Raw genomic sequence first — 21,006 nt, 5'->3', positions numbered from 1 at the left:
GTCCAGTTGAAAAAGGCAGGTTAGAAATCGACGGATTTTTTCGTCTGGCAAGGCGCGAGGAAGCTGCATAGCTGGCTATGCAATGACGAGCAACGCAGCTAGGTGGAAAAAGACGCGATTTATGCCTGTCGTTTCAGCTTGACTGGCTACTAATCATTACCTAAAACAGTGTCACCTTTTGCAAAGGTCCAAGTGCGGCTAATGCTGAGCACATCGGTGTCTTTACGAATATCGTCTGGGAACTTACCAAAAGGCGCGGCCATTTTTATGATGCGCAAAGCGGCAGAATCTAATTCTTTATTGCCCGATGATTTGGTGATTTCAGCATGGCGCACATTACCGTTAGCATCAATTTCTACTGAAACCAGCAAGCGGCCGTACATTTTTTGTCCGCGCGCATCCAGCGGATAAGCCAGCGCACCGACTCGCTCCATTTTCATTCGCCAGTCTTCTACATAACGGGCAAAACGATATTCTCTCGCCCGTGCGCCAATAAAAGTCATACGTGGGCGGCTTTGATAATCGCTGGTTTGCTTGCTGATTTGCGCTGCTAAGCCGGCTATTTCACGTGCCTGTTGCTTTAATTGCTCATTATCCAGACCCACGTTTTCAGTTTGCGTGCTCTTACCCAAATCCTGTGCGACACGGGTATTGGCTTTGAGCTGCAACATCAGCTTTTCTGCATCGGCTTCCAGCTTTTTTTGCTGTTCTTTAACGCGCTCAAGCTCTTTGGACTGGGCATTATTGCTGGCAGGCAGGGGGGATTTGACGTGTTGATTGGCCACATCCGTATTACCGCCACCATTGAGATTGGCTTGCGCCAGCGCATCGGCCTTGTGAGCATCTTGCAGCGTGCGCTGGTTTACAAGCACCACTTCGAGTGGCTGCGCTGAAAACAGCGTCTTAGGATCGGGCATGACAAATTTCATGCCGAAAATAGGGATAGCATGTGCGAGTACCGATAAGAACCCACCCAGAGCCATAAAGCGTTGCGCTCTATCCATTTGCCAACCTGTACTTGCCTAAGATTTTTAATCGCGGGAGTGTAGCACGACGCAGGCTACCTGCTTGCTGCTAAAATAGCTTTACGCTTCATCTACCCGTAAGGAAAAAACATGATTAAGTATTTTTTGCCGCTATTGCTGATCTGTACGCCGCTTGCCTGGGCTGAAGATGGCGCAAAAGTGGCTGCAAAATATAATTGCTTAGCTTGCCATGCTATTGATACTAAAATCGTTGGTCCGTCGTATAAAGAAGTAGCCGCTAAATATCGTGGGCAAAAAGACGCAGAAGCGATGCTAATGAAAGAAGTGCGTAGTGGTTTACCGGGCGGGAAATGGGGCAAAATTCCTATGCCTGCCCAGCAAATTGAAGAGAAAGATTTAAGGATTATTGTGCGTTGGGTGTTGTCTCATTAATACCATACCGCCTGTATGGCAAAACGAGTTATTGCATTGCGGCGGGGACTTGATTATGCTGCCTCCCCATTTGGTGGGGTGTATGCTCGTAAGTTGATGTTCTGTTTAGTTTTTGTTTCAGATTCATGAAATACTCTCACAGCGCATCTTCGCCCCGCCCCCATTTGCAGAAAGGGAGAACCACCATGGCCAAACTCACGGAACAAGAAATCATTAACTGGAATGGTTCAGAAGATGATTACATGAACCCGGATCACCTCGAGTTTTTCCGGGCTAAGCTTCTGCAAATGAAAGCAGAGCTGTTGGCAAATGCCAATCAGACCAGCCAACACTTGCAAGAGCAGGAAGCCACGCCTGATCCGGCTGATCGCGCTACTTTAGAAGAAGAATACGCATTAGAGCTACGCACTCGTGATCGTGAGCGTAAGTTGCTAATGAAGATTGAATCGACTTTGCGTAAGCTTGATGAGGGTAATTACGGCTACTGTGAAGACACCGGCGAGCCGATTGGCCTGCCACGTCTGGTTGCACGTCCAACTGCGTCCATGTCTCTGGAAGCACAAGAGCGTCGTGAACGTATGAAAAAGCAGTACGCAGATTAATGCCGTGCTGTGTTGATGAGTAATACCTCCGAGACAATTGCTAAAGCACGTGACTTAGTCACCCAGACCCGTGCCCGTAGTACTCCTGCGCGTGTACGGGTGCTGGCTGCTCTCTTGGATGCTCAGCGCCCCTTATCGCATCTTGATGTGCTGGCTGCGCTGCAGCCTGCCATCGACCGGGTGACGGTTTACCGAGTTTTGGATTGGCTCACCGAGCAGCATTTAGCGCATAAATTATCCGGCGATGATCGGGTTTGGCGTTTTTCTGTTGCACCCGCCCCACACCATCATGCACATTTTCAGTGTGAAAATTGTGGTCGTTTTTTCTGCCTAGAAAACGTTAGCAGTGATCTGCCCGTAAGTTTGCCTGCGCACTTTATGGCTCGCATGGTTGAAATCACCGTGAAAGGCATTTGCGCCGACTGTCGATAGACGATAATCTCTTCCTTTTATTATGTGCTTGTCGTGGTGCAAGGCAGCCGCTCTAGGGAAGAATATGCAATATCAAACAGATGATGTCCGTATCCGAGAAATCAAAGAGCTACTTCCCCCTATTGCCGTGATGGAAAAATTTCCCGTCAGCGAAATTGCATCCGTCACCGTTTTTGAAACCCGGCAAGCCATTCAACGTATTCTGCAAGGAACAGATGATCGCCTTTTGGTCGTTATTGGGCCCTGTTCCATTCACGATACTGATGCTGCGCATGAATACGGCGCTAAGCTTAAAGTGCTGCGTGAGCTGCATAAAAACGATTTAGAAGTCGTGATGCGGGTTTATTTTGAAAAACCACGCACTACTGTTGGCTGGAAAGGTTTGATTAACGATCCTTACCTGAACGGTAGCTTTAATATCAACGATGGCCTGCGTATTGCGCGCAAATTGCTGCTTGATTTAAACAACGATGGCATGCCAACCGCGGGTGAGTTTCTCGATATGATCACGCCACAATATATGGCGGATTTGATGAGCTGGGGCGCAATTGGTGCGCGCACTACTGAATCGCAGGTACACCGCGAGCTGGCTTCGGGTTTATCTTGCCCTGTTGGTTTTAAAAACGGGACCGATGGCAATTTAAAAATTGCTCTTGATGCCATTCGTGCTTCCAGCCAGTCGCACCACTTTCTGTCTGTAACCAAAATGGGCCATTCAGCCATTGTGGCGACCGCGGGCAATCCTGATTGCCATATCATTTTGCGTGGTGGTAAAGAACCTAACTTTGATACCAATCATGTGCGCGCTGCGATGACCGATTTATCTGCTGCGGGTCTGCCACAAAAAATAATGGTCGATTTTAGCCATGCAAATAGCAGCAAGGATTACCGTCGCCAGGTTGATGTATCCGCCGATGTGTGTGGTCAGCTTGCTAGGGGCAATAATGCGGTGTTTGGTGTGATGATTGAAAGTCATTTAGTGGGCGGCCGTCAGGATCATGTCGAAGGCACGCCGCTGACTTATGGTCAGTCGATTACGGATGGCTGCATTAGCTGGGATCAAACTGAAACCATGCTGATCGATTTAGCCAAGGCGGTGGTTGATCGTCGTGCAATTGCTAAAGTACATATTTAAAAGCTTGAAATAAGTTTGAGCTTTATAAGAAAACGCCCCGTAAATCGGGGCGTTTTGTATTTCTATTTGCCGCTTAGCGAGTGCTCATGGAAAGGAATTACTGGATTTGGCACAGCTCTTTACTAGTATTGAAAATGCCCTGATAAACGATCAGGGATATTTTTTTGAGGGCGTCTTAGCTAAGTTGTCTATTTTTTTGAAAGATCGCTTAGCAAACAGCTTGCCATACTGGAAATATATTGCCTGATATCGGAGCCAGCATATGCAATTTGATGAAGTACTACCCGATCATTTTAATATTATCTCTCGCACTCCTTTACCCCATGTATTGATCGAACAAGCTTTGATGCAGCTGGGTGGTGGTGGTATCGAGGGAACCACGTTTAAACGCAATGCTTTGCTGGCGGCAGGCTGGAAACACGCCAGTGTGGTGTCTTATGGCAAACATCCTAATGAGGCAAGCACTGCATTTAATCAGGTGCGGGCGGTATTGGCGACGAGCCAAGATCCGGCTGCGATTATGGAGCAGTTGCAAAAAAAATAGCGCTGGGCAGCCTGCTGAACTTTAGACTTTGCAGCAGGTGCAGGCGCGGCTACTCCCGCTCTTATGCAAGCAAGTGCGGCAGGTTTTTTTTAATGATGGTTTGCAGCTTGCCATTGCAGCATCACTGATCGTATATGGGCTTCTACATCGGTGATTTCAATGCATTTACCCTGGGCCTCGACGGCACTGAGGTCTACACCTAGCCTTGCTGCAAATTGGGCGGCTTGTGGGCTAACACTAAGTACGGCTGTTTCCGGCCAGTCAACTTGGCAGGCGCTTACAAAGGTGGCTTCTGCACCAAAAACAGGCTCGGGTGTTTCTTCGATTTCCATTTGTAATAATAAATCGCCACAAAATACGGTTTCGGTGAGTGAAACCATTAAATGAGAAACCAGACCCGCTTCGGGCGCACAAATTTCTATTTCTTCACTGCCGTAGCTTAAGGTCAGCAGAGGGGCGTTATTCTGAACATGGTGGCCGGGCGCGATATGCAGAGCGCTCACGCAGGCGGAATCTGCCAGCTCGGGAACACAGATCAGGTGGGTCGTGAATGCGGTCATGGTGAATATGCACCTAATTTGAGTGATTTTGCTTGATTTTGGCCAATACAGCCGACTTTATGGCTGTTTAGAATATGCACTAGTAATTATTCCATTGCAGCGCAGCATTGCAGTTTCTAACATTGCGCCGAATGAGTAAGAGATAAGCAGCAATTGCTATGAATATTATCGCAGCCACAGCTTGGCAGCCTGCCCGATTTTTTTGGTTGACACGAAAAATGAGATAGACCAGCGCTGATTTTGCTGGATTGATTGTCTCTAAATGGCGTGCTTACAGAGGCTGAGGCTTGATTATCTGCCCGCTTTTGAAAAGCAGGTGATGCTGCGATTGAATGATGATTTGCAAAGGCACAACAGGGCTGGTGGTAAGGCATTCTTATCACCGCCAGCGTAATACTAAGGAGTAGTTTATGAGTGAGTTGGTTCTAGTTATCAATGCCGGTTCGTCCAGCATCAAATTTTCCCTGTTTGAAACCACAGCAGCAGATCCTGTCTTGCTGTTTAAAGGCTTAGCAGACGGCATTTATGTCGATCCTAAATTTGTGGCTAAAGATGCGAATGACAATAAGCTGGTTTCCGAATCGATACCGGCAGATATGCCTAAGAACCACGACTCTGCACTGCGTCATATGCTAGCTTGGCTCAATGGCCATATCGAAGGCCGCACCATTGCAGCGATTGGCCATCGCGTAGTGCATGGTGGTTTAAGCTTTTGCCAGCCAGTACAGATTACAGAAGACGTTTTAAAAGGTCTGGATGAAACGATTGCGCTAGCGCCACTGCATGCGCCGCACAATATTATGCCGATGCGTGTTCTGGCTCAGCTGTTACCTAATGTGCCGCAAGTTGCCTGCTTTGATACCGCTTTTCACCGCACTCAGCCAGAAATCGAACAGCAATACGCCTTACCTTATGAATTTAGCGAAAAACACGGTATTCGTCGTTACGGCTTTCATGGCCTTTCTTATGAATATATCGCCAGTGTGCTGCCTGCGATTGATGCTAAGGCTGCCGCAGGCCGCACGGTTGTAGCTCACTTGGGCAATGGCTCGTCGATGGCTGCTTTGTTGGGGGGGAAGTGCCAGGCAACGACAATGGGCTTTACCGCCTTGGAAGGCCTGCCTATGGGCACGCGTTGCGGCACGATCGATCCAGCTTTGATTCTGCACTTTATGAGCCATCTGAAAATGGATGCCTCACAAATTGAAGAGCTAATCTATAAAAAATCAGGCTTATTGGGTATGTCGGGTATTTCTAGCGATATGCGCGATCTGCATGCTAGCAAAGATCCACATGCTAAGTTTGCTGTGGATTATTTTGCTCACCGTGTTGTGCGTGAAACGGCATCTTTAGCTGCGGCGATGCAAGGCTTTGATGCGCTGGTGTTTACGGCAGGTATTGGCGAGAACGACGATATTGCCCGCGCTACGGTATGCAATGAATTGCGCTGGTTAGGCGTGGAAATTGATGAAACAGAAAACGCAAAACGCTCAGGTGAAGCGCGCTGTATCTCTCTGCCAAGCAGCCGTGTTCCTGTGTATATCATTCCAACCAATGAAGAATTGATGATTGCACGTCATGCTTTAAAGTGCGTTGCCATTTAATTTTCTAGTGTTAAAAAAGCCACATGAGTTAATTCATGTGGCTTTTTTTATGTAAAAAAACAAATGCAGTAGGGGTGTTGTTAATCTGCTTTGAAATTAAATCTTTATTTAAAAGCCGCACAATGGCCGTACTCAGCGGGCAATCTTCCGTGCTCTACTTGCAACTGAAGGTAACTTCAGGGACTGCGGTGATTTAGTTTTATGTCTGCAACAAATACCGGGCTAATTGTTTCATGCATATTTATCGTAGTAAGCCCATTTCAGGCTTGCTTGCTATGTTTACCTTTGAGTAAGCCAGGTGGTTCACGTATCCTTCAAGCCTTGCCGGAGTACGAGTAGGAAAAAATGGAAAATGATAATGTAATTGATCTCTTGCCTGAGCCGCGTCGCCTGCCTGCCGGGCGCGGCTGGCAGTGGTATGTGAGTGGATTTAAGCTGTTTCGCCGCCAGTCAGGGATGTGGATTGTGCTTGCCCTGCAGTTTTTTGTTGTCGCTTTATTGGCTTATGTGCTTTCGGTCGTGGGTGCCATCGCTTATGCCTTGGCGGCTCCTGTGCTATTTGCCGGGTTTTATCTGGCGGCTAAGCAAGCCGATTTAGGCAATAAACTGGGCCCTTTGGATTTATTTGCTGCTTTTCGTGGTGAAATAAAGCCCTTACTTTTTATTGGTTTTGTTGATTTATTTGCTGCGGTATTGGTCACGATATTGCTCAGTTTTTTTGGTAGCCAAGGTACTTTTCCTGATGTTCCTGCTGGCACTTTACCCAGCCCGGAAGAGATGAAAGCCATTTATTTACACGTGTCTTTGAGCCTGATTTTAATGGCACCAGTGAAATGCGCTACATGGTTTGCACCCGCCTTGGTACTGCTTAAAGGTCATTCAGCGATTGAGGCAATGAAGCTGTCGTTTTCAGGTGTTTGCAGCAATTGGCAGGCTTTTTTACTGAGTGGCATGCTTGCTGCCGCTTTATTTATTTTGTCGGCATTTACTTTAATGCTTGGATTAGTCGTTGTGCTGCCTGTCATGATGTTGACGCAATATATGGCATACCGAGAAATTTTTGACGCAGCGCCCGTGAGCGTTGATGGAGTCTAAAGTGCTAGAAAGCCCATTCAAAGGTAAAACAGGAGTCGCCCGTATTTTTAATGCATTGGGCTACTCATTAGACGGTTTAAAAGCGGGCTGGCTTAATGAAGCCGCTTTTCGTCAAGTGAGCATGCTGGCTTTTATTGGTATTCCCTGTGCCTTTTTGATTCCTGGCCTGCCTCACTGGGGGCGCGCTATTTTGATTGGCAGCCATTTGGCCTCGATGATTGTAGAGCTGCTTAATTCTGCAATTGAAGCCGCTGTGGATCACACCTCTTTAGAGCGCCATGTATTGGCTAAACGGGCCAAAGACTTAGGCAGCGCAGCGCAACTGGTGTGTTTGCTTAATCTGGCGCTGATGTGGTGTCTAGTGGTGCTGGGCTAGTTTGTCTACTTATCCGTTTGATGCGCTTAAACCAGCGCCTTAAGTGAGGGCTGTTGATTTTGTACAAATTACGTGCAGGGTGTGAGTAGATCAACATGAGTCATCAGCAAGCGCTATTGCTGGAAGGGCGGAACTTATACCGGCAAGGGCAGCCTGCCCTAGCTATTTCTGTCTTTCTTTCTGGTATCGAAGAATCTCTGGATAAGGGCGAAAACGAAGCCATTTATTGGCTTGAGCTGGCGCATTTATTTCGCGAAACAGGGCAGGTGGAAAGGGCATTAGCTTTAAATCAATATGGATTGCAATTAGCAGCAGACGATGCTTATTTGATTTGCGCCGCGAGGCTAGGACTGGCTGCCGATTTATGGGTACTGAATAAACCAGCATCGGCGCTCGCCATGATGCAACAGTCCATGGAAAACCCTGCATTATATGAATGCGCCTATCTGCTTGAGCGATTAAGCCAGCTTTATTCCTTGCAAGCTGAGTGGTTGCAGGCGCTAGGCCTGCTTGAAAAGGCGATTGCTCTGTATCAGAACGAGCCGCTGGCGTTGGCATGCTGTGGCTTGGCTTTACTTAAATTGCAGGCCAAGGCTGCTGTCTGGTCTGAATCGGTTGATGGGATTGCTATTGTAAAAAAATACATGCATCTGCTGCCCAATTGTCAGCGCGAAATGCAGGCAGAGCTGGGCCATGCTTATCAGGCATTGGGGCAATTTGCTGAGGCTGCTGATTATTTTAGCCATGCCTTGCAGTTGGCTAAAGTGCAGAAAAAATCGCGGCCAAGGCGCCTTGCTGCAGTGGAATACAAGTTGCGCCATATGACTAGCGAGATTGAAATTGAACTACTGCGTGAAAAAAATGTGGCGCAGCATCAACAGGTGCAAGAGCTAGAAAACGTGAGTTTTCGCGATGAGCTAAGCGGCTTGCATAATGCACGCTATCTTGCGATGCGCTGGCCTGCTTTATTAGATCGGGCGGATGAAACTGCGCTTTGTTTGCTCAGTATTGGCATAGATCACTTTGCCAGTCTTCGGGAAGTCTTTGGCAGCGAGCTGGCCTACATTGCCTACCATCAGGTAGCCCGTATTTTGCAGCAGCATACCCCGGCTAAAGCTATCTTAGTGTCCGCTGGGATAGGCTCATTCTCCTTGGTTTTAGCCGGTATGGATAAAGCGGCTATTGAGCAAATGGCTGCCTGCATGCAGCTGGATGTTGCGCATCTGGAAAGCGCTCATTTGCCCGAGCCATTTAGTGTGGGTATGGGAGGGGCTTTTTTCCAGCAGGGCGATACCGCCGAGATTTTGCAATTGCGGGCAGATTTAGCCCTGTTTCTGGGGCAACGCAAAGGGCAAGGTCAATTGCTCTGGGATGAAGCCACAAAATGAGCGCGAAATTACAATTTGCGGCCCAATTAGAAATGATTGCCAAGGCATCGTATTGCGGTGCACCTCCTTCACCAACTGAATCAGAGCAGCTATTGCTTGCGGCAGCAGGTGATGAGCAACTGATGGCAACGGCTCAGGTGATTTTGGGGCATTCATGGCAGCATTTAAGCGAGCATCTGAAGGCCCAGCAGGCTTTTCTGGCGGGAATAAAGAGCTTTAAAGCCATGCAGTGTAAGAAGGAGCAAACTGAAACGCTGATTCTGCTGGGATTTTCGCATTTATTGAGCCACGAACCGCTGCTTGCTCTTGATAATTGGTCTGAGGCATTAAAAATAGCCCGCCTATTAAAAAATAGAAAACTCTGCGCGCGTATCTATATGGGGATCGGGCAGGTTTATATTGGTTTTGGTGATCATCAGGCGGCGCTGGGGTTTAATGAGCTGGCACTGGAGTTAGCTCGCAAGCTGGGGAGCGATCACCTGAAGTGCGAGGTGCTGCTGAATGTGGCCAGTGATGCTTATCGCTTAAAACGTTTCTCTTATGCTTTGCAATGTCTTGCTGAAGCAGAAAAACTATTACAGCAATCGGTTGTTAATCCAATTTGGTCTGCAGAGATTATTTATTATCTAGGGGCTGTACACGCAGAGCAAAAGCAATTTTTACAAGCTAAAATCGAATTAGAAACTGCGTTTACCTTAAGCGATCAAAATGAAAATCTGTGGGGTAAGGCTCATGCTTTAACGGCTTTGGCCGAGGTATTACTGGCTTTGAATGATGTTACTGCCGGAGAGATATTGCAGCAGGCTTTAAATTTAGCGCAGCAGGTTGGAATAAAAGAATTACAAAATCGCTGTCATACGGGTTTAATTCAGTGGCATATTGCACAGCATCATTATGAATTGGCGATGCCCAGTTTTAACGCACTACTGCAAAATGAAGAAAAACACACTTTTAAAATAAGCGCAAAACACCGGCAGCGAATTTTACAATTGCAAACGCAAAGCCGGATGAAATTGCTCTAGCTATTTTTTATTGCACGGCATGGTTGATTGCAAGCCAACAGATCATTATGCGGCTCTTTTATCCCAGCCTAAAGTGCTTTTAATCTGTCTAAGATAGGCATAGGCTGTTACTTCATGCCCCGCATCACATAACAGCCGATGCCAATGCTCTAATACCGGCTCTAATCCTGCTCTATTGTGGATATGTGCAAAGTCTTCATTTAAAAAACGATCAAGCTGGCCTGCCAGGTATTGCTGATTACTCATATGCATCATTTGGCGTATTTGGGATAAAGCGCGTTGATCAATGCTCACTATACCGTGGCCATTGCTGCCCACTTCTTCTACCAGCTTGAGCAACTCCAACCGGGCTAAGCCTTCTTCTAATTCATTGATGCTGAATGTTTGTAGTAAGTCAGCACGGCTTCTTTTTCCATCGGTCATAATTAAAATACGACGCGCTACCGAAGAGAGCAAACCACTGCGCTCTTCGATTTCTTTACTACCTTTGGCTGTTTTAGTGAAACGCTGCTGATCCATTTTACGGCCGGCCAGATAGGGTTGTGTAAGCTCAGATTACCCGACTCTCACATATAAGCCAATACTACTTATATAAAATATTAATGATGAATTTATTTATTTTTATTTAAATTTACAGTGTAAAAGTATTTGCGGCTATTTTGCTGAAAGGAGCATGGAAAATCGCTGTTCATAGCAGACTATTGCTGTCATTCAATATGAACGAGTGTGGTTTAGAAACCACAGCCACTGAATGGTGTAATGCAGGAATGTTTATTCGTATGTTGAAGTTTCAAGCGCTAATTGGACTTCTAAGTTATGAATCAATGGCGATAAGATGATATCCAGAGTGTAGACTAGGGTGTTGATATCTTGTTTTGAGCGCCGGTTTTTAATCGCTTGCTCAATCGAGGCTGATAATTCCTGGATAAAATCAGCACCTGCATAACTTGATGTGCTTTTTAGTGTATGGGCTATTCGTTCGGCACCGGCCCAATCATCTTGCTCCATTGCGGCATTAATTTCTGCCGCGGTGTTTTTTTGCGCTTTAACGTATTTGCGCAGAATCGATAAATAAAGATCTTTTTTTCCCAAGCATAATTGCAAGCCTGCTTCTACATTTAGCCCCTCAATATTGCTGGGTAACTGATTTGAATCGCTAGAAACAGGTTTAGCAATGGGGTCGGGAGCAGGGGATACAATGGGTGCAGGTGTTGTTGCAGATGGTGTATACCATTTTAGCAATACTCCCCAGAATAGATTTGGATCGATAGGTTTGCTGATAAAGTCATTCATCCCTGCTGCCGTGCAATTGTCCCGGTCGCTTTGCATGGCGTTGGCGGTCATGGCCAGAATGGGGGTCTTACTTAGCCGCTCAATTTTTCTAATTTCGCGTGTTGCGCTAATGCCGTCCATAACCGGCATTTGCATATCCATTAAGATCACATCGTAAGTATCGGCTTGGGCCATGCGCACGGCAATCTCGCCATTGTCGGCAGTGGCAACGATTAAACCTGCATCGGATAAAAGCTCGCTTGCCACTTGCTGGTTGAGTTCATTATCTTCCACTAGCAAAATTCGTCCGCCTGCAAGCGATTTAAGCTGCTCTTCCTGGTTTGCTGATGAGCGCTCTGTTTGCTTTCTTGTCGTGCTGCTTCCGGCACTTAGCACGCGGATGACCACATCGAATAATTGGGATGCCTGAACGGGTTTGACCAGAATGTTTTCAATCCCTAGTTGCTGTGCTTGCGATTGCACATCACCGCTATCATAAGCGGTGACGATCACCACCTTATGCGGCGGAGATAAATTCATTTCAAAAATATGTTGAGCCGTGGCGATGCCGTCCATTTCCGGCATTTTCCAATCGATTAAAATCACATCGAAAGGCGAGTGTTGGCGTTGCTTGATGGTTTCTAAAGCCGCTTGCCCAGAGGGCACGGCTGTTGTTTTGAATGACATGCTTTCTAATAAATCTTGCATGACTTCACGTGCGCTATCCACATCATCGACGATTAAAATATCCCGTCCGCGTAAATCAGGTTGCGGCACAGGGTAGTTAGGGCCGTTTGTTGCAAGTTTTAAACGGGCTGTAAACCAGAATGTACTACCTTTGCCTAGCTCGCTTTCGACACCCACATCACCATTCATTAATTCTGCTAATTTTTTAGCAATCACCAAGCCCAAGCCTGTGCCGCCATATTTGCGGGTGGTGCTGGAATCTGCTTGCTGAAAAGATTGAAATAATTTACTGATTTGCTCACTATTTAAGCCAATGCCGGTATCTTGCACTGCAAAGTAAATCAGCACATCATCGTTAAGCTGTTCTTTTAATTTAATAATGACTTTAATAACACCTTGCTCGGTAAATTTTACTGCATTATTGGCATAGTTAATGATTGCCTGCCCTAGGCGTGTAGGATCGCCAATTAAATGCCGTGGCACAGTTTTGTCGATATCAAAAACCAGCTCTAAACCTTTAGCAAAGGCTTTTTCATTAATTAAGTTGGCTACATTATCTAATACTTTTTCTAAAGAAAAATCAACGAGCTCTATATCTAATTTACCAGCCTCTATTTTAGAAAAGTCTAGGATATCATTGATAATTCCCAATAGGTGCTTACCAGCTCCTTGTACTTTATCAATATAATCTCTTTGCTTAGGGTTTAAATCCGTTTTTTGAGCCAAATGAGAAAGACCAATAATTGCATTCATTGGTGTTCTAATTTCATGGCTCATAGACGCTAAAAATTCACTCTTCGTCTTGGTGGCCTGTTCGGCTGAATCACGCGCTTTTTCCAGTTCTTTATAACTTAATTGTAGTTGTGCAGTGCGTTCTTCTACCCGGCTTTCTAATTCAAGATTTAATTTTAATATTTTTTGCTCTGCTGCTTTGTGCTCTTCTACTTCTTTAGATAGCTCGCTGGTTCTTTCTTCAACCATTTGTTCTAATTTTTCATTGGCACTACGAATATGTTCCTGCATTTCTAATAGTTTATTATTATTCTGTACAGCTGTTTCATAAATAGAAAGTAAGAGGCTTAGAATATGTTGTTTATCAGATTTGATTAAATACTTCTCTCCCGAGAAAAAAACCGGTACGCCTGCATCTGTATCGTTGTTTTTATACATATCGCGGCTGAGCAGCATGTATTTAATTCGGAGCAATAAATCACTTGTATCGTAGGGCTTGGTCAGAAAATTATCTGCACGGCATTCAAGCCCCTTGATTACGTCTTTTACATCGGTGAGCGAGGTTAATAGAATTACTGGAATGCCCTGCAGGGCAGGGTCTTGCTTAATATGTGTGCATAGCTCAAAGCCATTCATATTGGGCATATTAATATCGCTGATGACGATATCAGGCCGCTGGCTGCGTGTTATTTCTAGCCCTTCACTGCCATTTTTTGCGAGTAAAACCTGATAACCCTCGGCCAGCAAAATGCGTTTGAGCATGATGGCCTGAATCGTGCTGTCTTCGACGATTAACACCGATATCGCTGTGCCGCTTGGGCTGGAATCGAATGTGCTCATTTGGCTGCTCTCAGGCATAGGCCGATTAAATGGGGCGCGATCTCGTTTAAAGCCAATATGCGTTTGGCTGAGCCCAGCGCAATGGCTTGCTTAGGCATTCCAAATACCACGCAACTTTTTTCATCCTGGGCAATGGTCATGCCACCTGCTTGGCAGATCGCTTGCATACCATCTGCACCATCATCGCCCATTCCTGTCAGCAAAACAGAGATTATGTTTTCACCAAACTGTTTTGCAGCAGATTGCATGGTAGTACTAACTGAGGGGCAATGCCCCTTATTGGGCACATTATTACTAATTAAGAAGCGGCCGTTGGTATCAAATTCAAGCTGCATTTTCTCTTGGGGAAAATACACATGGCCAGGCTGTGGGGCTAGCCCCGCCGTGGCTATCTGGCACTTTAAAGCAGATTGCTCGCCTAGCCATGAGACTAAATTATGCAAAAAGCCATCGCTGATATGTTGAATACAAATAATAGGCAGCGGAAAGTTGATTGGTAGCTGCGAGAGTATGGCTTGCAGTGCCTGTGGCCCACCAGTTGATGCACCAATGATGAGTAAGCGGTATTTACAGCTTGCTGCTGAGAGGATATCGGGTAGCAAGCGGGGGGCAGGGTTCTTTTTACGAAACACATGCACACCCGCCAAAATACGTATTTTGCTGAGTAATTCAGAGCTAATGCCACCATAAACAGATTCTTGCTCTAGCCTGGGTTTGGTAACGATATCTAAAGCGCCTGCTTCAAGTAATTTAAAGACATTTACCGAGCCGGGCATGGCCGAGACGCTAATGACCAGCACAGGGCATGGATGATGCTCCATGATGTTTTGTATCAGCTCTAAACCATCCATGCCGAGCATATGAAAATCGGTACAAACCACGGCTGGGTTTAAACTGGCAATCATTTTTAAAGCTTGCTTGCCATTGCTGGCAGTGCCAATTATTTCGATATCATCGGCTTTTTCCAATATTCTTATTAAGATACGAAGCGCGATGGGGGAATCATCAACCAGTAGGACTCGTGTTTTGTTTAGTTGCATTTCACACCAATCTTCTTAAGGTATCGAGTAATAGCTTTTGTTCAAAAGCTGCTTTAGAAATATAAGCATTGGCTCCTGCTTCCATACCCCGCCTTTTATCTTCTTCAGTGGATAACATGGTGACTAGTACGATGGGCAGTTCGGTATGTTTTTTATTGCTGCGCACTTTCTGCACCAGCGTTAAGCCATCCATATTGGGCATATTGATATCGCTTACAATGGCGTCAAAGGGCCGTGTTTCCAGCTTGTTAAAGGCATCTAGCCCATCAACTGCCATGACTACTTCATAGCCGCCTGATTCCAGAATGCGCTTCATCTGGGCGCGGGTGGTTAAGCTATCTTCGGCTAATAAGATTAATTGTTTTTTACGTTCTACTTCTTGGCTGCTGGCTGTGACGGTTTGGCTGGTTTGGTGTTTGAGCTTAGCGATGAAATCAGGCGGGTTGAGCACCATGCATACTTCGCCTGTGCCTAAGATGGTGACGCCGGACAGATCACTGATATGTTTGAGCAAGGCACTTTGTGATTTCAAAACAATTTCCTGCTCATCGAGTAACTCATCGACGATCAGGCCAAAGCGCTCGCCATTGACCTCCATAATGATGCATGGCGATGATTCATCGGCTTTTTGTTCGGCTTTATCATCGGCTGCGGGGACAAAATCATTGCGTTTAAATTGCAGCAAATCCAGCAGCCTGGCCACTGCGACTGCTTTATCTTCAAACATGGTGGCTAGATGGCCTTCTACAGTAAATAGCTCTTTTCTTGAAAGCGGATAGGATTTCTGTACATATTCAACCGGCACGGCATATTTGATTGAATTCGCGAGGACAATCAGGACCCGTGATGTGGCGAGGGTGAGCGGTAGCTTGATATTGATGGTGCATGAGTGGCCTGGCACGGACGATACATTCACGCTGCCTTTAAGTTTTTCTACGTTGGCGCGCACCACATCCATGCCTACGCCGCGCCCGGATACATCAGAAACAAAGTTACTGGTGGAAAAACCGGGCATAAAAATCAGGCTCATCACTTGCTCATCGCTCATCGCTGCTAATTCTTCTTCTCGCCATAAACGAGTTTTACTTGCGGCATGTTTGATCGCTTGCAGATCCAGTCCCCGGCCATCATCTTCAATTTCAATGACAATTTTGGATGATGATTGATAAGCACGCAGCCTGATATTCCCTGTACTGGATTTACCTTTGGCTAAACGCTCTGCAGGCAGTTCAAGGCCATGATCAATTGCATTTCTAAGGATATGCATAAGCGGGTCTTTCATTTCTTCCAGAATGCGCTTATCTGCGGTGATTTCACCGCCTTCGATATATAGCTCTACGTCTTTAGCTCGTTCACGAGAAAGCTTTCTGACCATCAGCCCGAATAAATTAAAAATAGTGGAAAGCGGCAGCAGGCGTATGGTGCGAATGCCTTCTTCCAGCTCACCAGTGACAAAATCCAGCCTTGCGCTATCTTCATAAGCGGCGCTGATTAAGTTTTCTAAATGGTTGGCATGTTGATCCAGCATGCTGAGTAGATGGGCGCTTTTAGCGCTGGAATTTTTAATAGTTAGATAAATTTGATCCCACTTTTCTTGTAGTTCTTCCAGCTCCATATGACGGCGGGCAATGCGGATTTTTGCGACGGTTAGCTCGCCTGCATGTGTCATTAGCATATCGAGTTTACGAGTTTCAACGCGTATGGTTTCGATTACAAATTGTTCGGTATTGGCTTTGCTGCTAAGAATCGCTTTGCCTACATCAAAGGCTTCATCAATCTGCCCGCTTGGAATGGGCTCGTTTGTGGCGGAGGAGGTATCGGGCTGGCTCGGAGCAGGATCAATTTGAGCCGCAATTGCTGTTTGCTGGGTGGGGGCGCGACTATCTTTAGTAATGGCTTCCGCTGTGTTTAACACAGCAGTGCTGGGTATTTTAAGTGAGGCTAATACTTCAGAGACATCTACATTCGCAATGCTGCCATTTACCGCTTCATCAACTAGCTTTCTGATGGCATCGAGCGATTTACACATGCCATCAATGGTGTCGCTGGCCATGCGTTGCCCGCTGATTCTGGCCTTGCCTAAAATATCCTCAAAGCGATGGAAAATACGCTCGATATCGTAGAGCTCCAGCATCCGTGAAGCACCTTTTAAGCTGTGCGCTTCGCGAAATAACTCCTCTAGCAGTGCCTGATTGTCAGGATCTTTTTCGATTTTGAGTAAGCCATCTTCAATCGCTTGCAGGTGTTCACTGCTTTCGATGCGAAATAAATCGCGCATCTCATTATCTTCTATCATGCGACCTCCCAGCGTAGCTCTAGCTCATTGTCGGGCGGACGCGGGCCGCCGTTTTACTATCAAACAATCGCTTTGAGCTTGTTATTTGCTTCGTTCAAGTTTTGTATGCCCACCTTGGTTTGGGTAATACCCGCTGCGGTTTCCTTGGCCCCGGCATTCATGGTGTTTGCTGCCCCAACCACTTCGGCAATGGCCGCGGTTTGCTGTTTAGCATTGAGCGCACCCTGTTGGGAGCTTTGGTAGACCTGATTAGATAAACTGGAAATCGATTCAAATAGCTCGTTTACCCTGGAAACAATGCCCATCACGGTTTCGATATTGCGCGTGCCTTCCTCCGTGCGCATGATGGTGGTGTCTGATGCCTTTTGAATGCCGGAAACAATACCCTTAGCTTGCTCTGCTGATTTTTTACTCTCCACCGATAGTTTGCGCACTTCAGCAGCAACTACAGAAAACCCCTTGCCATGTTCGCCTGCACGCGCGGCCTCTACTGCAGCATTTAAAGCCAGCATATTAATTTGATTAGATAAGTCTTTAACCAGCTCGGTGATGGTGCCAATTTGCCCGGTTTGCTCGGACAGCGAGAGAATTTGCTCGGCAATGGCACCAATTTTCATTTTTAAACCACTCATTGCTTCAACCACCTGCCTGATCGCTTCGTTGCCGTCTTCGGTCATCGTGCTGGCGTTTCTTGCCATATCGGCGGCATTGGTAGATTGGTCTGAAGACTGGCGGGATGAAACAGAGAGCTCTTCAAGTGTGGTGGTCATTTCATTGGTCATGGCCGCCTGTTGATTAGCAGTGCGTTCATGCTGGGCAATGGTTGCGGCAATTTCGCTAGAGGTTGCGGCGGCGGCATTGATGGCCACATTGATGGTACGTGTGATGCGAGAGGCAATAAATAAGCCGAGACCTATCGCTACTAGAGTCGACCCGATGATGCCGTAAACCAAGGTACTGAGCAGGGCGCTAAAGGCATCTGCAGCTAGTTTTTGCTGCTCTTTCATGGTTTCATCTTTAGCCTTCTGAAATTCATCGAGTAATTTATTCAACTCGGCCGCTGGCCCCAATGTTTTGCCTGTGCGAAATATCGCGGCGGCGGATTCATTATTCCCAGCATCGACTAAACGTATATATTCAGTAGTGTCATTCAACAGCTCATCACCTAGGGTTTTAATATTTTTAAATATTTCTTTTTGCTTGCCGTCTTTAATCATTTCATCCAGATCGGCGAGCGACGCTTTATATCCATCAGAGTGGCTCTGGTAATTTTTAAAAACGGCATCGGTTTTGAAAATAATTGCGCCCCGTGCCGCGCGCTGAAAAGCGGCGATATGGTATTGCAGCATGATGATTTTTTGCATGGTGCTCTGCGATTGTTGCACCAGCTGCGATTCTTCTTCAGCCTCTTTAATATTTTTGTAGACCAGAATACCAACCAGCACTAAAAATAGCAGCGGCAAAACATAGCCTAGCAAAATGCTATATTTGAGTTTTAATTTTTCAAACATGACGATCTCCTTAGGTGATCACTCACCAGTGCTAACGCTCGTTTACGATTAAATCTTTGTTTTTTAAAATCTCTGGTAAATTAAGAATGGTCATGGCTTTCTGGTTATAGTGAATGGTGCCCATCATATAGCGCAGCACCTCGGGGTGCGTTGATGCAGGCAAAGGCACCACTTCTACCGGGTTGATTTGTACAATATCGTCGATTTCATCTACGGCGACGCCAACCAGAATATCGCTGGCCGAGCTAACTACAATCTTGGCGCTTTGGTTAAAGCTCGCTGAGTGCATTCCTAAGGTATGGCGGATATCAATAATAGTGAGGATGCTGCCGCGTAAATTCATATTTCCCAGTACATGCTGCGGGCAATTAGGCAGGGGAATAATATTTTTAATTTTGGTAAATTCATTTACATAGCGAATATCCATGCCAAAGTATTCTTGCCCTAGCAAAATAACGGCAAGTTGCAAAGTTTCTGTTCCGCTATCATCTTCTACTTGGCGTATTAATTCAGCAGCACGTTTTTGTAATATGCCTTTATCCGTATCGCTCATTGCGTCCGTATTTTTAGGCAGATCTGCAAAGTTCTGCTCATCCAATATTAAGTCTTGCGCCAATAAGCGATGGTGATCAAGGATGCTAATAATTTGCTCATCTACCCTTGCCATTCCTAATACAAGTGAGGGATGCCGCTGATGTGCACTTTCATGCCGGGGAGGGGGATCTATTTGCTCAGTAGAAATATTAATTACATCCAGCACTTCATTCACAATCATGCCAAGCAAGGTTTGATCACCCTGCATAACCAATACAGCATCGGATAGATTTTTTTCTTGCTCATTGCCGCCTAGCAGCAAATTTAAATCTAAAATTGGAATAATGCGGCCACGTAAATTAATGACTCCGGCAATATAATGAGGCGCTTCTTCCATATTGCGAATAGCAGGCAGCCCGAAGGTCATATTGACGGCTAATGCATCAATGGCATAGAGAGAGTTATTTACGCTGAAAATAAAATATAAATTATTGCTCATCGCTTTCACCACTTATAAGCTAGTTTGAAATTGCTCTAATAGAGCCAATAGCTCACCGGCGCTGGTTTCGTCATAGTGCATAACGGGGGAATGGCTTGGTAAATTGCGCACAATATGCAAAGCGCTATCTAACATTTTTCCAGCTGTTTTTTTATTGCCTTCTTGCATATAAATATTAAATAATTCAACATAAGCAGGTAAGAAATCATGATCTAAATATAAAGATTTCTTGAGCATGATTTTACTTTCCTGCCGCTGGCCTTGTATTTCTGCAATTTGTGCTAGGATAAAATGCGGGTGAGGTGATGCTTCGTTAATACGGATTGCCTGCCTGCAATCTAAAATAGCGAGTTCATATTGGCCTTGGTTTGCTTTTGTTTTTGCCTGTTGTAATAGCTCCGCAAAGGAAATTGCAGGTTTTATGTATTGGCTGCTAGCGACAGGAATGCTTTTTGGTATAGGTGTTGAAATGATTCTTGTTTTTTTTATATGCGGCGCAGATTCAATTATCCTGGGGGCAATGATTGCTGCGGATTGTTTTTTATATATGAGAAGATTATCAATACTTTTGCCCACCAGTCCTTGAGTCTCCCGTAATCCCAGCTCACCATGCCCGGTCATTAAATAAGCGGATTCATTCAGGCTAGCCACAAATTTTTGTGCAATTTTATTTACAGTTTCAGGTAAAAAATAAATAAATACATTACGGCAAATAATTAAATCAAAATCATGCAGGTCGGAATTAAAATCGGGAAAAGAGTCCTCAAGTAGATTGTTATAGCAAAAATGTACTTTGTTTTGGATATCCGGGTTGATTTTCCAGCTATTACCTTGCTGGGTGAAATACATTTTCTGTATGGCGGGGTCTACTCGTCTGAATGACCATGCGCTATAGATGCCTGTGCGGGCTTTATCTAAAATATCCTGATTGATATCGCTCGCCACAATACGGATATCCCACTGCGAATCGCCGCTTAGGCCGGGCAGCAATTGGCTGATTAAAATAGCAATTGAATAAGCTTCTTCACCGGAAGAGCAAGCCGCACTCCAGATACGCAGCTGCTTTTGTTCTCTTTTTTGTGCAATAAGCTCTGGCAAAATGTGTTCGCGCAGTAAATGATATTGGCCCTGATCGCGGAAAAAATAAGATTCACTTACCGTGAGCAGGGACAATATCTCACGCCACACTTTGCTGGATTCAGTTTCGCTAAATTGCAAGGCAAGGAGTAGTTCCTGCGGATTTAAACCCAGTTGCTTGCTACTTAAGATTTCGATTTCTTTGCACAGGCCGTCCTGCTCGCGAACGACAATGCCGGTGCGAGTTAAAACCAAGCGGATTAGATCATCAAACCAAGCCGCTTTCATCATTGGCCTCAAGTGTTTTAGGTGTGTAGTCAGTGAAAAGATATAACTTAAGCT

Annotated in this window: 19 protein-coding genes; 10 read left to right on the top strand and 9 right to left on the bottom strand. The window is 45.7% G+C overall.

Annotation, left to right across the window (positions count from 1 at the left end; genetic code table 11):
* Positions 1-149: 149 nt before the first annotated feature.
* Positions 150-1,004, bottom strand: a complete 855-nt coding sequence (locus VN23_RS17405; RefSeq protein ID WP_052746807.1) for an energy transducer TonB — start codon at positions 1,002-1,004, stop codon at positions 150-152.
* 111 nt (positions 1,005-1,115) lie between these two features.
* On the opposite strand from VN23_RS17405, the gene VN23_RS17400 reads away from it, so the two are divergent.
* The 5 genes from VN23_RS17400 (at position 1,116) to VN23_RS17380 (ending at position 4,131) form a co-directional block, all read left to right on the top strand.
* A complete protein-coding gene (locus VN23_RS17400) occupies positions 1,116-1,418 on the top strand; it encodes a c-type cytochrome (RefSeq protein WP_052746806.1) in 303 nt (100 codons plus the stop codon).
* A gap of 185 nt (positions 1,419-1,603) precedes the next feature.
* Positions 1,604-2,020: an RNA polymerase-binding protein DksA gene (gene dksA / locus VN23_RS17395; RefSeq protein WP_046353705.1), complete on the top strand. Its 417-nt coding sequence runs from the start codon at positions 1,604-1,606 to the stop codon at positions 2,018-2,020.
* 15 nt (positions 2,021-2,035) lie between these two features.
* Positions 2,036-2,452, top strand: a complete 417-nt coding sequence (locus VN23_RS17390; protein WP_052746805.1) for a Fur family transcriptional regulator — start codon at positions 2,036-2,038, stop codon at positions 2,450-2,452.
* A gap of 64 nt (positions 2,453-2,516) precedes the next feature.
* The gene (gene aroG, locus VN23_RS17385; RefSeq protein WP_046353704.1) at positions 2,517-3,587 is read left to right on the top strand and encodes a 3-deoxy-7-phosphoheptulonate synthase AroG; all 1,071 of its coding nucleotides are present in this window, start codon (positions 2,517-2,519) and stop codon (positions 3,585-3,587) included.
* Positions 3,588-3,849: 262 nt separating this feature from the next.
* Positions 3,850-4,131 (top strand): hypothetical protein, encoded by a 282-nt coding sequence (locus VN23_RS17380; RefSeq protein WP_046353703.1) that lies wholly within the window; start codon positions 3,850-3,852, stop codon positions 4,129-4,131.
* An 89-nt stretch (positions 4,132-4,220) separates the two neighbouring features.
* On the opposite strand, the gene VN23_RS17375 is transcribed toward VN23_RS17380, so the two are convergent.
* Positions 4,221-4,691 carry a hypothetical protein gene (locus VN23_RS17375; RefSeq protein WP_046353702.1) on the bottom strand — a complete coding sequence of 157 codons (471 nt, stop codon included), beginning with the start codon at positions 4,689-4,691 and terminating at the stop codon, positions 4,221-4,223.
* A gap of 410 nt (positions 4,692-5,101) precedes the next feature.
* Between VN23_RS17375 and VN23_RS17370 the strand changes: the two genes are divergently transcribed.
* The 5 genes from VN23_RS17370 to VN23_RS17350 all read left to right on the top strand — a co-directional run bounded on the left by VN23_RS17370 (position 5,102) and on the right by VN23_RS17350 (position 10,176).
* Positions 5,102-6,295, top strand: coding sequence for an acetate/propionate family kinase (locus VN23_RS17370; RefSeq protein ID WP_046353701.1), 1,194 nt, complete (start codon positions 5,102-5,104; stop codon positions 6,293-6,295).
* Between the two features lie 345 nt (positions 6,296-6,640).
* Positions 6,641-7,390: a BPSS1780 family membrane protein gene (locus tag VN23_RS17365; RefSeq protein WP_046353700.1), complete on the top strand. Its 750-nt coding sequence runs from the start codon at positions 6,641-6,643 to the stop codon at positions 7,388-7,390.
* A 1-nt stretch (position 7,391) separates the two neighbouring features.
* Positions 7,392-7,766, top strand: a complete 375-nt coding sequence (locus VN23_RS17360; RefSeq protein WP_231743291.1) for a diacylglycerol kinase — start codon at positions 7,392-7,394, stop codon at positions 7,764-7,766.
* A 95-nt stretch (positions 7,767-7,861) separates the two neighbouring features.
* Complete coding sequence (locus VN23_RS17355) at positions 7,862-9,154, top strand: tetratricopeptide repeat-containing diguanylate cyclase (RefSeq protein WP_046353698.1); 1,293 nt, start codon at positions 7,862-7,864, stop codon at positions 9,152-9,154.
* Complete coding sequence (locus VN23_RS17350) at positions 9,151-10,176, top strand: tetratricopeptide repeat protein (RefSeq protein WP_046353697.1); 1,026 nt, start codon at positions 9,151-9,153, stop codon at positions 10,174-10,176. The genes VN23_RS17355 and VN23_RS17350 overlap by 4 nt, the downstream gene beginning before the upstream one ends.
* A 45-nt stretch (positions 10,177-10,221) precedes the next feature.
* Here VN23_RS17350 and VN23_RS17345 read toward each other — a convergent pair whose 3' ends face one another.
* From VN23_RS17345 to VN23_RS17315, 7 genes are all read right to left on the bottom strand, one after another.
* The gene (locus VN23_RS17345; RefSeq protein WP_046353696.1) at positions 10,222-10,695 is read right to left on the bottom strand and encodes a hypothetical protein; all 474 of its coding nucleotides are present in this window, start codon (positions 10,693-10,695) and stop codon (positions 10,222-10,224) included.
* Positions 10,696-10,947: 252 nt separating this feature from the next.
* Positions 10,948-13,707 (bottom strand): response regulator, encoded by a 2,760-nt coding sequence (locus VN23_RS17340; RefSeq protein WP_052746804.1) that lies wholly within the window; start codon positions 13,705-13,707, stop codon positions 10,948-10,950.
* Positions 13,704-14,747 carry a chemotaxis-specific protein-glutamate methyltransferase CheB gene (gene cheB, locus VN23_RS17335; RefSeq protein ID WP_046353695.1) on the bottom strand — a complete coding sequence of 348 codons (1,044 nt, stop codon included), beginning with the start codon at positions 14,745-14,747 and terminating at the stop codon, positions 13,704-13,706. Before cheB ends, VN23_RS17340 begins: the two co-directional genes overlap by 4 nt.
* Before the next feature lies 1 nt (position 14,748).
* Positions 14,749-17,043 carry a hybrid sensor histidine kinase/response regulator gene (locus tag VN23_RS17330; protein ID WP_046353694.1) on the bottom strand — a complete coding sequence of 765 codons (2,295 nt, stop codon included), beginning with the start codon at positions 17,041-17,043 and terminating at the stop codon, positions 14,749-14,751.
* A 59-nt stretch (positions 17,044-17,102) separates the two neighbouring features.
* A complete protein-coding gene (locus VN23_RS17325) occupies positions 17,103-18,554 on the bottom strand; it encodes a HAMP domain-containing methyl-accepting chemotaxis protein (protein ID WP_046353693.1) in 1,452 nt (483 codons plus the stop codon).
* 31 nt (positions 18,555-18,585) lie between these two features.
* Positions 18,586-19,587 (bottom strand): chemotaxis protein CheW, encoded by a 1,002-nt coding sequence (locus VN23_RS17320; RefSeq protein ID WP_046353692.1) that lies wholly within the window; start codon positions 19,585-19,587, stop codon positions 18,586-18,588.
* A gap of 12 nt (positions 19,588-19,599) precedes the next feature.
* Positions 19,600-20,955: a CheR family methyltransferase gene (locus tag VN23_RS17315; RefSeq protein ID WP_046353691.1), complete on the bottom strand. Its 1,356-nt coding sequence runs from the start codon at positions 20,953-20,955 to the stop codon at positions 19,600-19,602.
* Positions 20,956-21,006 lie beyond the last annotated feature (51 nt).

This window comes from Janthinobacterium sp. B9-8 (assembly GCF_000969645.2).
Classification (GTDB): Bacteria; Pseudomonadota; Gammaproteobacteria; order Burkholderiales; family Chitinibacteraceae; genus Iodobacter.
The sequence above is the reverse complement of the archived record's forward strand: the minus strand, read 5'-3'. Positions and strand labels throughout refer to the sequence as shown.

Bases quoted from the DNA above. Each gene is read 5' to 3' on its own strand.
- VN23_RS17405 (WP_052746807.1), bottom strand. From the start codon at position 1,004: ATGGATAGAGCGCAACGCTTTATGGCTCTGGGTGGGTTCTTATCGGTA.
- VN23_RS17400 (WP_052746806.1), top strand. From the start codon at position 1,116: ATGATTAAGTATTTTTTGCCGCTATTGCTGATCTGTACGCCGCTTGCC.
- dksA (WP_046353705.1), top strand. From the start codon at position 1,604: ATGGCCAAACTCACGGAACAAGAAATCATTAACTGGAATGGTTCAGAA.
- VN23_RS17390 (WP_052746805.1), top strand. From the start codon at position 2,036: ATGAGTAATACCTCCGAGACAATTGCTAAAGCACGTGACTTAGTCACC.
- aroG (WP_046353704.1), top strand. From the start codon at position 2,517: ATGCAATATCAAACAGATGATGTCCGTATCCGAGAAATCAAAGAGCTA.
- VN23_RS17380 (WP_046353703.1), top strand. From the start codon at position 3,850: ATGCAATTTGATGAAGTACTACCCGATCATTTTAATATTATCTCTCGC.
- VN23_RS17375 (WP_046353702.1), bottom strand. From the start codon at position 4,691: ATGACCGCATTCACGACCCACCTGATCTGTGTTCCCGAGCTGGCAGAT.
- VN23_RS17370 (WP_046353701.1), top strand. From the start codon at position 5,102: ATGAGTGAGTTGGTTCTAGTTATCAATGCCGGTTCGTCCAGCATCAAA.
- VN23_RS17365 (WP_046353700.1), top strand. From the start codon at position 6,641: ATGGAAAATGATAATGTAATTGATCTCTTGCCTGAGCCGCGTCGCCTG.
- VN23_RS17355 (WP_046353698.1), top strand. From the start codon at position 7,862: ATGAGTCATCAGCAAGCGCTATTGCTGGAAGGGCGGAACTTATACCGG.
- VN23_RS17350 (WP_046353697.1), top strand. From the start codon at position 9,151: ATGAGCGCGAAATTACAATTTGCGGCCCAATTAGAAATGATTGCCAAG.
- VN23_RS17345 (WP_046353696.1), bottom strand. From the start codon at position 10,695: ATGGATCAGCAGCGTTTCACTAAAACAGCCAAAGGTAGTAAAGAAATC.
- VN23_RS17340 (WP_052746804.1), bottom strand. From the start codon at position 13,707: ATGAGCACATTCGATTCCAGCCCAAGCGGCACAGCGATATCGGTGTTA.
- cheB (WP_046353695.1), bottom strand. From the start codon at position 14,747: ATGCAACTAAACAAAACACGAGTCCTACTGGTTGATGATTCCCCCATC.
- VN23_RS17330 (WP_046353694.1), bottom strand. From the start codon at position 17,043: ATGATAGAAGATAATGAGATGCGCGATTTATTTCGCATCGAAAGCAGT.
- VN23_RS17325 (WP_046353693.1), bottom strand. From the start codon at position 18,554: ATGTTTGAAAAATTAAAACTCAAATATAGCATTTTGCTAGGCTATGTT.
- VN23_RS17320 (WP_046353692.1), bottom strand. From the start codon at position 19,587: ATGAGCAATAATTTATATTTTATTTTCAGCGTAAATAACTCTCTCTAT.
- VN23_RS17315 (WP_046353691.1), bottom strand. From the start codon at position 20,955: ATGATGAAAGCGGCTTGGTTTGATGATCTAATCCGCTTGGTTTTAACT.